Origin of the sequence: Nonomuraea sp. NPDC048892, from assembly GCF_040649735.1 — a bacterium.
In the GTDB taxonomy this organism is placed as follows: Bacteria; Actinomycetota; Actinomycetes; order Streptosporangiales; family Streptosporangiaceae; genus Nonomuraea; species Nonomuraea maheshkhaliensis.
The window spans coordinates 560,121-572,965 of the sequence record NZ_JBEZFZ010000006.1 but is presented as its reverse complement, the minus strand read 5'-3'; the positions used below and the strand labels follow the sequence as shown (position 1 = coordinate 572,965).

At 71.1% G+C, this 12,845-nt stretch carries 15 protein-coding genes; 9 read left to right on the top strand and 6 right to left on the bottom strand.

Features of this window, described 5'->3' with window-relative positions:
* Positions 1-59: 59 nt before the first annotated feature.
* The 6 genes from AB0C28_RS23865 to AB0C28_RS23840 are packed head-to-tail and all read left to right on the top strand — an operon-like array spanning position 60 to position 5,503.
* Complete coding sequence (locus AB0C28_RS23865) at positions 60-1,469, top strand: aldehyde dehydrogenase family protein (RefSeq protein ID WP_357846560.1); 1,410 nt, start codon at positions 60-62, stop codon at positions 1,467-1,469.
* Positions 1,462-2,259, top strand: a complete 798-nt coding sequence (locus AB0C28_RS23860) for a fumarylacetoacetate hydrolase family protein (RefSeq protein WP_357846558.1) — start codon at positions 1,462-1,464, stop codon at positions 2,257-2,259. The genes AB0C28_RS23865 and AB0C28_RS23860 overlap by 8 nt, the downstream gene beginning before the upstream one ends.
* Positions 2,256-2,681: a RidA family protein gene (locus AB0C28_RS23855; RefSeq protein ID WP_357846556.1), complete on the top strand. Its 426-nt coding sequence runs from the start codon at positions 2,256-2,258 to the stop codon at positions 2,679-2,681. The genes AB0C28_RS23860 and AB0C28_RS23855 overlap by 4 nt, the downstream gene beginning before the upstream one ends.
* A complete protein-coding gene (locus AB0C28_RS23850; protein WP_358077328.1) occupies positions 2,678-3,193 on the top strand; it encodes a 3-hydroxyanthranilate 3,4-dioxygenase in 516 nt (171 codons plus the stop codon). Before AB0C28_RS23855 ends, AB0C28_RS23850 begins: the two co-directional genes overlap by 4 nt.
* Positions 3,194-3,203: 10 nt before the next feature.
* Entirely contained in the window at positions 3,204-4,181 is a 978-nt protein-coding gene (locus AB0C28_RS23845; protein ID WP_358077325.1) for an amidohydrolase family protein, read from the top strand.
* A 32-nt stretch (positions 4,182-4,213) separates the two neighbouring features.
* On the top strand, positions 4,214-5,503 hold the full coding sequence (locus AB0C28_RS23840) for an aminotransferase class V-fold PLP-dependent enzyme (RefSeq protein ID WP_357846550.1): 1,290 nt from the start codon (positions 4,214-4,216) through the stop codon (positions 5,501-5,503).
* A gap of 25 nt (positions 5,504-5,528) precedes the next feature.
* On the opposite strand, the gene AB0C28_RS23835 is transcribed toward AB0C28_RS23840, so the two are convergent.
* The 4 genes from AB0C28_RS23835 to AB0C28_RS23820 form a co-directional block, all read right to left on the bottom strand.
* The gene (locus AB0C28_RS23835; RefSeq protein WP_358077322.1) at positions 5,529-6,062 is read right to left on the bottom strand and encodes a pyridoxamine 5'-phosphate oxidase family protein; all 534 of its coding nucleotides are present in this window, start codon (positions 6,060-6,062) and stop codon (positions 5,529-5,531) included.
* 128 nt (positions 6,063-6,190) lie between these two features.
* Positions 6,191-7,294 (bottom strand): serine hydrolase domain-containing protein, encoded by a 1,104-nt coding sequence (locus AB0C28_RS23830; RefSeq protein ID WP_358077319.1) that lies wholly within the window; start codon positions 7,292-7,294, stop codon positions 6,191-6,193.
* An 81-nt stretch (positions 7,295-7,375) separates the two neighbouring features.
* Complete coding sequence (locus AB0C28_RS23825) at positions 7,376-7,747, bottom strand: MmcQ/YjbR family DNA-binding protein (protein ID WP_346100858.1); 372 nt, start codon at positions 7,745-7,747, stop codon at positions 7,376-7,378.
* Positions 7,748-7,757: 10 nt separating this feature from the next.
* On the bottom strand, positions 7,758-8,801 hold the full coding sequence (locus AB0C28_RS23820) for a DUF2293 domain-containing protein (RefSeq protein WP_357846544.1): 1,044 nt from the start codon (positions 8,799-8,801) through the stop codon (positions 7,758-7,760).
* Positions 8,802-8,946: 145 nt separating this feature from the next.
* On the opposite strand from AB0C28_RS23820, the gene AB0C28_RS23815 reads away from it, so the two are divergent.
* The gene (locus tag AB0C28_RS23815) at positions 8,947-9,750 is read left to right on the top strand and encodes an FKBP-type peptidyl-prolyl cis-trans isomerase (RefSeq protein ID WP_357846542.1); all 804 of its coding nucleotides are present in this window, start codon (positions 8,947-8,949) and stop codon (positions 9,748-9,750) included.
* Between the two features lie 79 nt (positions 9,751-9,829).
* Here the strand turns inward: AB0C28_RS23815 and AB0C28_RS23810 are convergent, their stop codons facing one another.
* Entirely contained in the window at positions 9,830-11,182 is a 1,353-nt protein-coding gene (locus tag AB0C28_RS23810; RefSeq protein WP_346100861.1) for an NERD domain-containing protein kinase family protein, read from the bottom strand.
* Positions 11,183-11,243: 61 nt separating this feature from the next.
* Between AB0C28_RS23810 and AB0C28_RS23805 the strand changes: the two genes are divergently transcribed.
* The gene (locus AB0C28_RS23805) at positions 11,244-11,861 is read left to right on the top strand and encodes a DJ-1/PfpI family protein (protein ID WP_358077316.1); all 618 of its coding nucleotides are present in this window, start codon (positions 11,244-11,246) and stop codon (positions 11,859-11,861) included.
* Entirely contained in the window at positions 11,858-12,304 is a 447-nt protein-coding gene (locus AB0C28_RS23800; protein WP_357846536.1) for a helix-turn-helix domain-containing protein, read from the top strand. Before AB0C28_RS23805 ends, AB0C28_RS23800 begins: the two co-directional genes overlap by 4 nt.
* On the opposite strand, the gene AB0C28_RS23795 is transcribed toward AB0C28_RS23800, so the two are convergent.
* Positions 12,269-12,769 (bottom strand): hypothetical protein, encoded by a 501-nt coding sequence (locus AB0C28_RS23795; RefSeq protein WP_358077312.1) that lies wholly within the window; start codon positions 12,767-12,769, stop codon positions 12,269-12,271. The genes AB0C28_RS23800 and AB0C28_RS23795 overlap by 36 nt on opposite strands.
* Positions 12,770-12,845: the final 76 nt, after the last annotated feature.

Below are 12,845 nucleotides of genomic sequence, written 5' to 3'. Positions count from 1 at the left end.
GGTCCACGAGCCGCACATCCGTCCAGACCGAAAGGCGAGGGAGAGATGAGGAGAGTGTTGTGCTGACCCATTTCATCGGTGGCGAGCCGGTGGCCGCGGGCAAGGCGTTCCCCGTGCACGATCCGGTGACGGGCGCGGTGGTCAGGCAGGTGCACGAGGCCGATCCCGAGGTCGTCGACCGGGCGGTGCGCGCGGCCAGGGAGGCGGCCCGCGACTGGGCTGCGCTGCCCGTCGGCGAGCGCGCCGGATGGATGCGGCGCCTGGCCGAGGGCGTCGAGGCGCGCTTCGACGACCTGGTGGCCGCGGAGATCGCCGACACGGGCAAGTCGTTCGACCAGACCCGCACGCTCGACATCCCGCGCGGCATCGCGAACTTCCGCGCGTTCGCCGAGATCGCGGCCCAGCGTCCCGACGACGCCTTCCACCTGTCGGGGACGCTCAGCTACACCGTACGCAGACCGCTCGGCGTGGTCGGGGTGATCGTGCCGTGGAACCTGCCGTTCCTGCTCATGACCTGGAAGCTCGCCCCCGCCCTCGTCTCGGGCAACACCGTGGTGGTCAAGCCGTCGGAGCAGACGCCCGGCTCGGCGGCGGTGTTCGCCGAGATCTGCGCCGACACCGGGCTGCCGCCGGGCGTGGTCAACATCATCTTCGGGCACGGGCCTGTCGGGCAACTGCTGGTCGAGCATCCGGGCGTGAACGGGGTGACGTTCACCGGGTCCACCAGGACCGGCACGGCGATCATGATCACGGCGGCCGAGCGGGTCAAGCCGATCTCGTTCGAGCTGGGCGGCAAGAACGCCGGGCTGATCTTCGAGGACTGCGATCTCGACCGGGCGGTCGAGGGCGCGGTGAAGTCGGTCTTCACCAACGGCGGCCAGGTCTGCCTGTGCACCGAGCGGCTCTACGTGCAACGCTCGATCTTCGAGGAGTTCTGCGCCCGGCTGGCCGTGCGCGCCCAGGAGGTCGATCTCCAGCCGATGATCTCGGCCGAACATCGCGAGAAGGTGCTCTCCTACTACGCCCTGGCCCGCTCGGAGGGAGCCAAGGTGCTGGCGGGAGGCGGTGTCCCCCTGTTCGGCGACCACCGCGATTCCGGATATTTCGTGGAACCGACGGTAGTGACAGGCTTGTCGGAATGGTCAAGGTTCAACAGGGAGGAGATCTTCGGCCCCGTGTGTCACGTCGCCCCCTTCGACAGCGAGGCCGAGGCGATCGACCTGGCCAACGGCAGCGACTACGGCCTGGCCGCCACGCTGTGGACCACCAGTCTCGACCGCGCGCACCGGGTGGCGCAGCGCCTGGAGGCGGGGCTCGTCTGGGTGAACACCTGGTACCTGCGCGACCTGCGGACGCCGTTCGGCGGCGTGAAGCTGTCGGGCATCGGCCGCGAGGGCGGCACCCGATCGCTCGACTTCTACTCCGAACCCACCACGATCACCATCAAACTGGAGCAGTCCGATGCATGACGAATGGTCCCAGGCAGTGAACGCGCACGCCCAGGCCGCCGACCGGCTGGCCGAGGCCGCACTCTCCGGCAAGCCCTGTGCGCCGATCAGGGACCTGGTCAGCACCGCCGCCGACGCGTACGCCGTACAGGAGATCGGCACGAAGCGGGCGCTGGCCGCAGGGCGGCGGCTGATCGGCCGGAAGATCGGCGTCACCAACCCGCTGCTGCAGCAGCAGTTCGGCATCGACCAGCCCGACTTCGGCATGTTGTTCGCGGACATGTACCACCGCGACGGGCTGCCGATCCCGCTGGAGCCGTTCCTGCAGCCCAAGGCCGAGGCGGAGGTCGCGCTGGTGCTCGGCGCGGACCTGGAGGGCGGCCCCTTCACGGTGGCCGACGTGATCAGGGCGGTCGACTTCGTGCTGCCGGCGATCGAGATCGCCGACTCCCGGATCGCCGACTGGGACATCACGCTGGCCGACACGGTCGCCGACAACGCCTCGGCCGGCGCGTTCGTGCTGGGCAGCACGCCCGTCTCGCTCATGGGGCTGGACCTGCGGGCGGCCAAGATGACGATGACGCGCGGCGGCGAAGAGGTCTCGACGGGGTCGGGCGAGTCGTGCCTGGGCCACCCGCTCAACGCCGCCGTCTGGCTGGCCACCCGGCTCGGCCGCACCGGCTACGCGCTGCGGGCCGGCGACGTGGTGCTGACCGGCGCCCTCGGCCCCGTGGTGTCCATCGGGCCCGGAGACGTGTTCGAGGCGAGCGTCGAGGGGCTGGGATCGGTGCGGGCGGTGTTCGGGAAGTGAGGCCCAAGGCCATCCGCGTTCCGGGCAAGGCCGCGCCGCGAGGCAGGTTCCCGCACGTCAAGAGGGCGGGTGACTTCCTGTACGTCTCCGGCACGAGCTGCCGGCGCCTCGACGACACGTTCGTGGGCGTGGAGGTGGACAAGCACGGCACGACGAACCTCGACATCAGGGCCCAGACCAGGGCGGTCATCGAGAACATCGGCGACATCCTCAAGGCCGCCGGCGGATCCCTGGCCGACCTCGTGCAGATCACCACGTACCTGGTCAACATGAACGACTTCAGGGGTTACAACGAGGTCTACGCGGAGTTCTTCGACGAGGAGGGGCCCACCAGGACCACGGTCGCGGTGCACCAGCTCCCGCACCCCCACCTCCTCATCGAGATGCAGGCCGTCGCCTACCATCCACAGGAGCGATCATGATCGTCCCCATCGACTTCACGAAGTGGATCGACGAGCACGCCCACCTGCTCAAGCCGCCGGTCGGCAACAAGGTGGTCTTCGAGGAGGCGAACGACTTCATCGTGATGGTGGTCGGCGGGCCCAATTCCAGGACTGACTTCCACGTGGACCCGTACGAGGAGCTCTTCTACCAGATCCGCGGAAACATGCACGTCAACGTCGTCACCGCGGACGGCCCCGAGACCGTGCACATCCGCGAGGGGCAGATGTGGCTGCTGCCGCCGCGCGTGCCGCACTCGCCGCAGCGGCCGGAGGCCGGGTCGGTCGGGCTGGTGGTGGAGCGCATCCGCCCCGAGGGCGAACCGGAGAGGTTCCAGTGGTACTGCGAGCGCTGCGGCGGCCTCGTCCACGAGGTCGAGCTGCAGGTACGCGACATCGTCAAGGACCTGCCGCCGGTCTTCGAGGCGTACTACGCCAACGAGCGGGCCCGCACCTGCGGCCGGTGCGGCGCCCTGCATCCGGGCAAGGGGTAGCCGGTCCTCCATGGTCATCGACGTCCACACGCACCACGTGCCCAAGGGCTGGCCCGACCTGGGCTGGCCCGGGGCGCCCCGGCTCCGGATCGACTCGGAGCGCGAGGCGACGATCCTCGTCGGCGACCGCAGTTTCCGCACGGTCCAGGACGACTGCTGGGACCCGCGGGTCCGGCTGGAGCGCATGGACGCGGACGGCGTGGACCTTCAGGTCGTCTCGCCCACGCCGGTCTTCTTCGGCTACGACCGGCCGGCCGCGCAGGGCGTGCGGATCGCGCGGATCTTCAACGACCTGGCGCTGGAGATCTGCTCCGACGAGCGGTTGATCCCGTTCTGTCAGGTGCCGCTGCAGGACCCCGAGCTGGCCTGCGCCGAGCTCGATCGTTGCCTGGCCGCCGGTCACCGGGGCGTCGAGATCGGCAACCACGTCGGCGACCGCGACCTCGACGATCCCGGCGTGGTGGAGTTCCTGCGGCACTGCGCCCATCGGGACGTGCCCGTCTTCGCGCACCCGTGGGACCTGCCGGCGGGCCCTCGGGTGGCCCGCTGGATGGCGCAGTGGCTGGTCGGGATGCCGGCCGAGACCCACCTGTCCATCCTGGCGATGATCCTCGGCGGCGTGTTCGACCGGGTGCCGGACACGCTGCGGATCTGCTTCGCGCACGGGGGCGGCTCGTTCGCCTTCTGGCTCGGGCGGGTGGAGAACGCCTGGCACCGCAGGCACGACGTGGTTGGCGGCTCCGAGCGGCCGCCGTCCCGCTATCTCGGCAGGTTCGCCGTCGACTCCGCCGTCTTCGACGAGCGGGCGCTGCGCCTGCTCGTCGACACGTTCGGGGAGGACGGAGTGCTGCTCGGCAGCGATTTTCCCTATCCGCTGGGGGAGTCGCCGTCGGGCGCCCTGATCAGGCGGGCCGGCTTCCTGTCCGGTACGGCCCGCGCGAAGCTGCTCGGGGGTAACGCGGAGGCGTTCCTGGGTCTGGTCCCATAATGGCGAAATAGGGTGATATTCACTATTTCGTCATGACAGGAGTGGCCGTGGACCGCGACCAGTGTCTCGCCCTCGACGCCGAGGATCCGCTGCGGGCCTTCAAGGACGAGTTCGTGCTGCCGGACGGTGTGATCTACCTCGTCGGCAACTCGCTCGGCGCGCTGCCCCGGCGCACCTCCGAGCGGATGCGGCAGGCGGTCGAGGACGAGTGGGGCGCGCAGCTCGTCGGCGGCTGGAACCACGCCGGCTGGTACGCCCAGCCCCTGACCACCGGCGACCGGCTGGCACCCCTGATCGGCGCCGGGCCGGGGCAGGTCGTGGTGGGCAACACGACCTCGATCGCCATCTTCCAGGCGGTGGCGGCGGCGCTGAGACTGCGTCCTGAACGCCGGGTGATCGTCTCCGAGGTGCGGAACTTCCCGACTGACCACTACATCGTGCAGGGGCTGACCCGGCTGCTGGGCGATGATCGTTACGAGGTGCGCGACCTGGCCGAGGGACGCTTCGACGACGCGGCCGTGGTGCTGCTGTCGGAAGTGGACTACCGCACCGGCGCCCGGCGCGACATGCGATCGATCACCGCCGAGGCGCACGCGGCGGGGGCGCTCATCGTGTGGGACCTGTGCCACAGCGTGGGCGCGATGGAGGTGGACGTCTCGGGCGTGGGCGCCGCTGGGGCCGACTTCGGGGGCGCCGGGGCCAATGGGGCCGATTTCGCTGGAGCCGACTTCGCAGGAGCCGACTTCGCGGTGGGATGTACGTACAAGTACCTGAACGCCGGTCCCGGTGCGCCCGCGTTCCTCTACGTCAGCCCGCGGCACCAGGCCGACGCCGAGAACGTGCTGTCCGGCTGGCACGGTCACGCCGAGCCGTTCGCGTTCGAGGAGGACTTCCGGCCGGCCGAGGGCATCAGGCGGTTCGCGGTGAGCACCCCGCACGTGCTGTCGTTCGCCGCGCTTGAGGCGACGCTGGACATCTGGGAGCGGGTGGACCTGGCCCAGGTGCGGGCCAAGAGCATGGCGCTGACCTCGCTCTTCATCGATCTGGTCGGCGACGCGCTGGAGCTGGTCTCACCGGCGGACCCCAGGGAACGGGGCAGCCAGGTCAGCCTGCGCCACCCTGACGGCTACCCGGTGATGCGGGCGCTGATCGACCGCGGCGTGCACGGGGACTTCCGCGCGCCCGACATCCTCAGGTTCGGCTTCGCGCCGCTCTACATCGGCTACGCCGACGTGCACGACGCAGCCACGACCCTGCTGGAGGTGCTGGACAAGGAGCTCTGGCGCGACCCCGCCTACGTCACCCGCCTGGCCGTCACCTGAGCTCGCCGGCAGCCCGGGAGAGCGCTCACCGCCACAGGTAACGCGTCTGGGACGACCGGGTCCCGCCGGCGAAGGCGAACGCCTTGTCCGGCTGGACCCGGTAGAGGTGGACGGTTCCGGACCTGACGGCGTCGCCCACCTGGTGCCAGGTTCCGTCTTCACGGGTGAACTGCCAGCCATAGGCCTGCTCGAACGCGGTCGTCACGGAATGCCGGGTGGCCTCGTCGGTGACCAGGCTCGCCGTGCCTTCGATGACGTAGTCGGTGCCGGTCAGGGTGTCGGTGCCGCCGGTCAGTGCGCAGTGCTGGTTGGTGCTGAGATTGACGGCCTTCTGCTCGTTCTCGCCGGTGATGAACCACATCGCGCCGAACGCCCAGATCGCCAGCAGCGGTGTCACGTGTGGGCGGCCGTCCCTGCGCACCGTGCAGAGCTGGAACTTCTGGATCCGGCGCAGGGCCCACTCCGTCTCCTCCCACGGCGTCGGGCTGGCGCCTGGTGCGGAGAAAGGGCCCAGGCTCGTCTGCGGCGTGGCCGGCTCGCCGGTGGTGGGAGTGGACATGATCTCTCCTGGTGATCGTGGTGGATCCGGCCCCGGCACACGGACCCCGGCACACGGACCCCGGCACACAGACAGGGACAGCTCGGAGACGGGTGGCTCGGGCGGGTGCGTGCTCGGGTGTGGACGGCTCAGGCCATTCTGGCGAGGTGGTCCGACAGAATCGTGGTGACCGAGAGCGCGGTGTCGAAGTTCGGGACGAGCCGGGTCTTCGTCAGCGCGAAGGCGATCCCGCGTGCGGGGTCCGCGTAGGCGTAGCTTCCGCCCCCGCCCGGCCACCCGAACGCCAAAGAGCTCTCTTCGGCGTTGTCTTTGGGGGGCGCGCCGATCCGGCCGAGCGGGAAGCCCAGCGCCATCCGCGCCGGAGTGCCGAAGACCTGGTCCACGCCCTCGTACGCGAGCGCGGACAGTTCCCCCACCCGGGCGGAGCCCACGAGCTCGCCCCGCAGCAGGGCGTCGAACATCGCGGCGAGGCCGCGCGCGGTGGCGATGCCCACCGACGGGATGTCGGCACACAGGATCTCTCGGTCGTTGCCGAAATCCGCCCGAGGCCCGCTCTCCCACGGCGCGAGGATCGCGTCACCGGAGGCCGGGACGGCGGGCCACTGCTCCGCCCGCTGCTCCAGCCGGGCCAGCCCCGGCAGCGACTCCGGCGGGGCGGCGAAGTAGAGCTGCCGCTCGATGCCGAGCGGCGCGGTGATCCACTCACGCAGCAGCTCGCGCATCGGCCGCCCGGTCGTACGGCGGGCCAGCTCACCGACCAGATAGCCGAAGGTGTAGGCGTGATAACCCATGGCGGCGCCGGGCGGCCGGCGCGGCTCGGCCGCCGCCAGCGCCGCGCACACCCTGGACCAGTCGGGCAGCTCGGCCGGAGTGATCTCGCGCGGCATGGCAGGCAGGCCGGTCGTGTGGGTCAGTACGTGGCGCAGCGTCGTCGTGGCCTTGCCGCGTACCCCGTACTCGGGCCAATGGTCCGTGACCAGGCTGTCGTAGCCGAGGAACCCCCGCGCGACGAGCATGTGCGCGAGCGTCGCGGCGATGTTCTTGCCGGTGGAGAAGCCGAAGATCGGTGTGCCGGACGTGAGCGGCCGCCCGGTGGCCGGATCGGCCGGGCCGGCCACCACGTCCACGATCAGCGCGCCGTTCTGGTAGACGGCGACCTGCAGCCCGGCCTCCAAGCCGCCGCCGACGAGCGCGTCGAGGTGACGCTGGATCCGGTCCTGTAGATCACTCATCGCGGTTCCCGGCCCCTGTCTCCGGCCCCGTGTTGCGGCTCCGTCCGGGCGTCACCTGGGGCTCATCGGCATGCGCGGGCGTCACCTGAGGTCGAGTTCCTTGACCGCGCGCTTGGGCGCGATGGCGCGGTAGCTCTCCTCGACCCAGTCGAGCAGCACCTCGGTCTCGGGCAGCGCGGACAGGAACGGCACGGTCACCCACCCGGCCTTGCCCAGCCCGTAACCGCTCGGCCCGGCCCCCTCGACGGTCAGCGCGTGGCCGTGGGCCTCCGACAGCAGCTTCACCCCGAAGGTCGGATCCCACTTCTCGGTCTGCTCGTCGATCCCGAGAAACAGGAAGACCTTCTTGTTGACCTTGATGACCGTCTCGCCCCAGGGATGATCCTCGTGGCTCTCGGGCAGACCGAGCGCGAACGCGCGCAGCTCCTGCCTCACGTCGTGCCAATCGCTCATGTTTTCGACATTAGCGCGGGGCGCGGAACTCTTCGAGCTTGCGCTCGATGGCCCCTCTGATCCGCTCGCGGGCCTCCATCCGCGGCACGCCGGACATGAGCAGGCTGTCGTAGTCGGTGTCGAGGTGCCGGACCGAGGCGATGACGGCGAGCGTGATGGCGTTCTCGTCGAGCGCCCTGGCCGCCGCCGACCTGCCGACCCGGCCGCTGCCGCGCAGGCCCGCGTGCTCGGCGATCTCCCGCGCCCGCTCCTCCGGGCAGCCGGGGAACAGCCGGGCGATCTCGGCCGCCATCCGCGCCTGGAACTCGACGTCCTGATCCGCCCTGCGCTCGCGGTCGCGCTCGCGGCGGCGCAGCCGTACCTCCTCGTCGGCCAGGCACCGGTCCTCGGCCGCGGCCAGCGCGGCCTCCTCCACCAGCAGGCCCTGGCGCTGGTAGAGCCGGCGCCGCCGGTTGTAGCGGACCACCACCGCCGACAGGCCGCTCTCCTGCTTGGCGCGGCGGCTGAGCGCGGCGTTCCCCGACGGCAGGAACACCAGGTGGTCCATGTCCGCGCAGGTCAGGCAGTGCGGCGCGTCGTCCTCCATGATCAGGTAGGGGCCGGTGCCGGCGCAGGACGCGCACGTCCACTCGTCGAGCGGGGCCACCGCCACCAGGTCGGGCGCCTTGCTCTGCGCCTCGGTGAGCCGGCGCACCCTGGCTTCGCTGAGGTCGGGCGACAACCAGTGCACCCGGAACGGCTCCTGCGCGTGCGCGGTGGTGAAGCGCAGCTCGCGGCGATCGCGCGTGCCCGCGACGTACGGGGTGTCGACCGGTTTGAGCCCCTTGGCCCGCGCCCAGTCGCGCAGCAGCCCGGCCGTGGTCAGCAGGCGGTCCTCGTCGACCGCCGCCAGCTCGGCCAGCGTGGCCACCCTGCCCTGCCGCCAGGTGTCCACGTGCCGGGAGTGCAGCCAGCGCAGCGCGGTCACCACGTCGATGAACGTCACGTACTTACGGGTGGTCAACGCGATCTCGGCCGCCTCGGCGACCCGCCGCGCGAGGTTGGGCTTGCTCACATGCTCTCCTTACGCCGACCCGAACGCGGGCCGTCGCGTCTCGTCGTCCCACGGTCCCAAGTTTGTCGTGAGATGGTGCGCCCCGAAGCTTTCCTTTGAACACTTACGGCAAGTACTCCTTCGGATCTGGTCCGGGAGGAAAATCGTGCGTCTGTTCTGGCCTGCTCTCCTCATGCTCGCCACCACGTGCGGGGTGGCGGAAGAGGGCACGCAACCCGTCGTCACGGGTCGGTTCGGCAGCAAGCCGAACGTCTCCATACCCCTGGGCCAGCCGGGGCGCACGCCGCGGATCACGGTGCTGTCGACGGGCAGCGGGCGGCGTACGGTGCCCGGTGACGTGGTGCTCGCCGACGTGGACATCCGGCGCTGGTCGGGCAACCGTCCCTACCTGAGCACCTGGGACGGCAACCAGCCCACCACGGTCGTCTTCGACGGCAGGCAGGTGTCGGAGACCTGGCGGCAGGCCCTCATCGGGCGGCCGGCGGGCAGCCGGGTCATGCTGGTCAGCCCGGCCGGCGAGGCGAAGGGCCCGAACGTGCCGCTGGGCGGCCTGTCGCCCGCCGACACGCTGGTGCTCGTCTTCGACATCCTGGGCGGCTACCCGCCCGACGCCCGGCTCGTCGGGCGCGCGCTGCCGGTGGTCCCGGCCGACCTCACGCCCTCGGAGCCCGCCCGTACGCTCATCGACGGGTCGGGGCCCCGGGTCGAGCCCGGCGCGAAGGTGGTCGTCCAGTACGTGGCCGCGTCCTGGCCGTCGCGGACCGTGGTGGACTCCTCCTACCGGCGGGGCGGGCCGAGCGCGTACACGCTGGAGGCCGGCGCCGCGCCCATGTCCTGGGTGAACGCGCTCACCGGGCAGCACGTCGGCAGCCGAGTGGCGGTGCCGTCGCCGGGCGAGCTGCCCATGCTGTACGTGATCGACATCCTCGACATGATCACCACCGCCTAGCCAGGAGCCGCCGCGGAGCCGCCGCAGGCCCGGCGGGGGGACGGCGGGGGCACGGCGCAGGCACGGCCGGGGCCGGTCGTCAGGAGCCGGAGACGATGCGGCGGACGAGACGCCTGATCTTCGAGCCCTGCTGCGGCGTGCTGCGCAGTGCCTCCAGCGCCTGCTCGGCCGTGGGCCGCTTGGCGGGCGAGTGGTCGAGCATCCGGCGGACCACCTCGGGCACCTCGGGGCCGCCGTGGGCGTCGGCGCTGGTCGGCAGCTGGCCGGTGAGGACCTGGTAGGCGATGGCGCCGGCCGCGTAGACGTCGGAGGCGGTCGTCATCTGGTCGGGCCGCTCCTGGCACTCGGGCGCCACGTAGTGGGCGTCGAGCACGTTGCCCAGCTCGTGGGCCACGGTGTAGTTGCGCGGCCCTGGCTTGGCGTAGTCGAACCCGGTCAGCACGGCGTGCCCGGCGTCGGTGACCAGGAGCGAGGCCGGGGTCAGGGCACGGTGCACGACGCCGTTGGCGTGGGCGTGCGCCAGCCCGCGCAGCAGGTCCTGGATCACCGCCATCGGGGCGGCGCCCTTGCCCATCGCCAGGTGCAGCGCCTGGCCGTGGACGTCGTCGAGCACCAGCACGAACCGGCTCTCGTCGTCGATGGCGAAGAAGTCGCGCGAGCGCACCACGCACGGGTGGGGCGGGATGCGGGCCAGCGACTGGTAGGCGTTGGCGATGCGCTGCCGCTCGGCCGCCCGCGCCTCGTGGTCGGCCAGCGGATCGGCCTGGTAGACCCGCAGCAGCACGGTCTCGCTGCCCGGCAGCGTGGCGTTGAACGCGCGGTATTCGGTGACCTTGGCGTCGCCGCCGAGCTGCTCCTCGACCTCCCAGTTGCCGAACCTGGGCGGCGCGGTGCTGCGGCGCACGGTCTGGTTGAGCGCGTCGAGGATCGCCGTCAGGTACGGCTTCGCGTCGGGGCTGCACCCGCGCCTGACCCGCGAGACGTCGCTCAGCGTGGCCAGCAGGCCCGGCAGGTCGGTGACGTTGACCGCGTCGCGCCCGGCCGGGTCGATCAGCTCGGCGTCGGGCGAGGTGAGCACGACCAGGCTGTCGACGTAGACCCGTTCGAGCTGGGTGGCCCTGGACACCAGCAGGCCCTTGAGCGCCTTCGCGGTGCCGCGCAGCTTGGCCACGGGCGAGCCGAACGCCTCCCTGCGGGGTGGGAACCAGCGAGTGCCCGACACCTCGATGCGGCCCCTGGTGCCCTTGACGTCGACCACGACGAGCGAGTGGCCGGTCAGCACGATCAGGTCGACCTCGAACACGTCGTGGCCGCGCGGGACCTCGACGTTGTGCAGCAGCAGCCAGTCGCCGGGCGCGTGGTCGCGCAGATAGGCGATCACACGCCGCTCCGCGTCGTTCACCGGGCGTCCGCCGCCGACGATCTCTGCCATGACCACTATCCTCGCATGGGATCGCATTGACAACATACTGTCGAAATGACAAGATGTTGTCATGAAGCGAATCGCACACCACGCCGTCTACGACACCCTCGCCGACTGGGAGACCGGTCACGCGACCGCGCACCTGCGCAACGGCCGCTACATGCGCGAGCCTGAGGGCTACGAGATCGTCACGGTCGGCCTGACCCGCGACCCCGTCGTCACCATGGGCGGCGTGCGTCTCACGCCCGACCTCGCGCTCGCCGACCTGTCGCCGGCCGAAAGCGCGCTGCTCATCCTGCCCGGCGCCGACCTGTGGGACGCGGGCGACGAGCTCGCGCCGTTCGCACGCAAGGCGGGGGAGTTCCTCGACGCGGGCGTGCCGGTGGCGGCCATCTGCGGCGCCACGGCCGGGTTGGCCCGCGAAGGGCTGCTCGACGAACGCGACCACACCAGCGCCGTGGTGCACTACCTCCAGGCGCAGCCGGGTTACACGGGAGCCGGGCGCTACCTCGACCGGGACGCGGTGCTCGGGGGCGACCTCATCACGGCCGGGCCGACCGAGCCGGTGGCCTTCGCCAGGGAGATCTTCCGGCGGCTCGACGTCTACCGGCCGGAGGTGTTGGACGCCTGGTTCCGGCTGTTCGCGCACAGCGACGCCACGGCGTTCGAGGTGCTGGCGGCCGCATGAGCGAGAGCGCCGAGCTGCTGTCCGGAATGGCTCTGGGGTCGTTCCGGCTCAACGGGCAGTTCCTGCACGTGGCCGAGGAACTGGCCCGCCCTGCGGGGATGACGGCGGCGTGGTGGCAGGTGCTCGGAGCCGTACTCGCCGAGCCTCTGCCCGTCGCCGGGATCGCCCGCGTCATGGGGATGACCAGGCAGGGCGTGCAGCGGATCGCGGACCTGCTGGTCGAGCGGGGGCTGGCCGAATACCGGCCCAACCCCGCGCACCGGCGGGCCAAGCTGCTGCGGCCCACGGCCGAGGGGCGGGCGGCCATCGACGAGATCACCCCCGGCCATCAGGAGTTCGCCGACCGGCTCGTGGGCGAGCTGGGGGTCGAGACGGCCCGTGACTGCCTGGAGGCACTCCACCGTCTGTCAGCGGCTCTCGACCGGATCGGCGACCACCCCTGACGGCCACGTCGCGGCGCGAATTCCGCGGCGCGGTTTGAAGACCGACAGCGCCGTGGCCGTCATCAGCATGGCGATCTGGAGGCCCAGCGCCGCCACCTGAGCCCACTGCCGTGCCTCCGTCACGGACCGGCCGCCCGAGGTGGCGGCGGCCATTCCCTCCGGATCGACCAGGAACATGCCCACGCCGACCACGGCCAGCAGCAGCACCAGCTTGGCCGCCACCCAGTAATGGCGAAACAGCCCCCAATGGCTGGTCAGGCCCAGTGTTATGCCGCTGATCAATGCGATGAGGCTGAGCGGTATCCCGCCCGCGAACACCAGTGGCGCCATCAGCTGATAGGCCGAGTGGGTCAGCGCGGGATCCTTTGCCAGCCTCGCCGCCGTATTCAGCACGACCAGGCCCCACACCTCCCCGACCAGCGCGACCGAAGCGATGACGTGGATTACCACGATCGTCTTCCTCATTCGTGGTCGCATCTCACCCGCCTCCTTTCCCTGCCCAGGCGGCCATCCTCACCGTTCCGTCCGGCCACGACGTCCC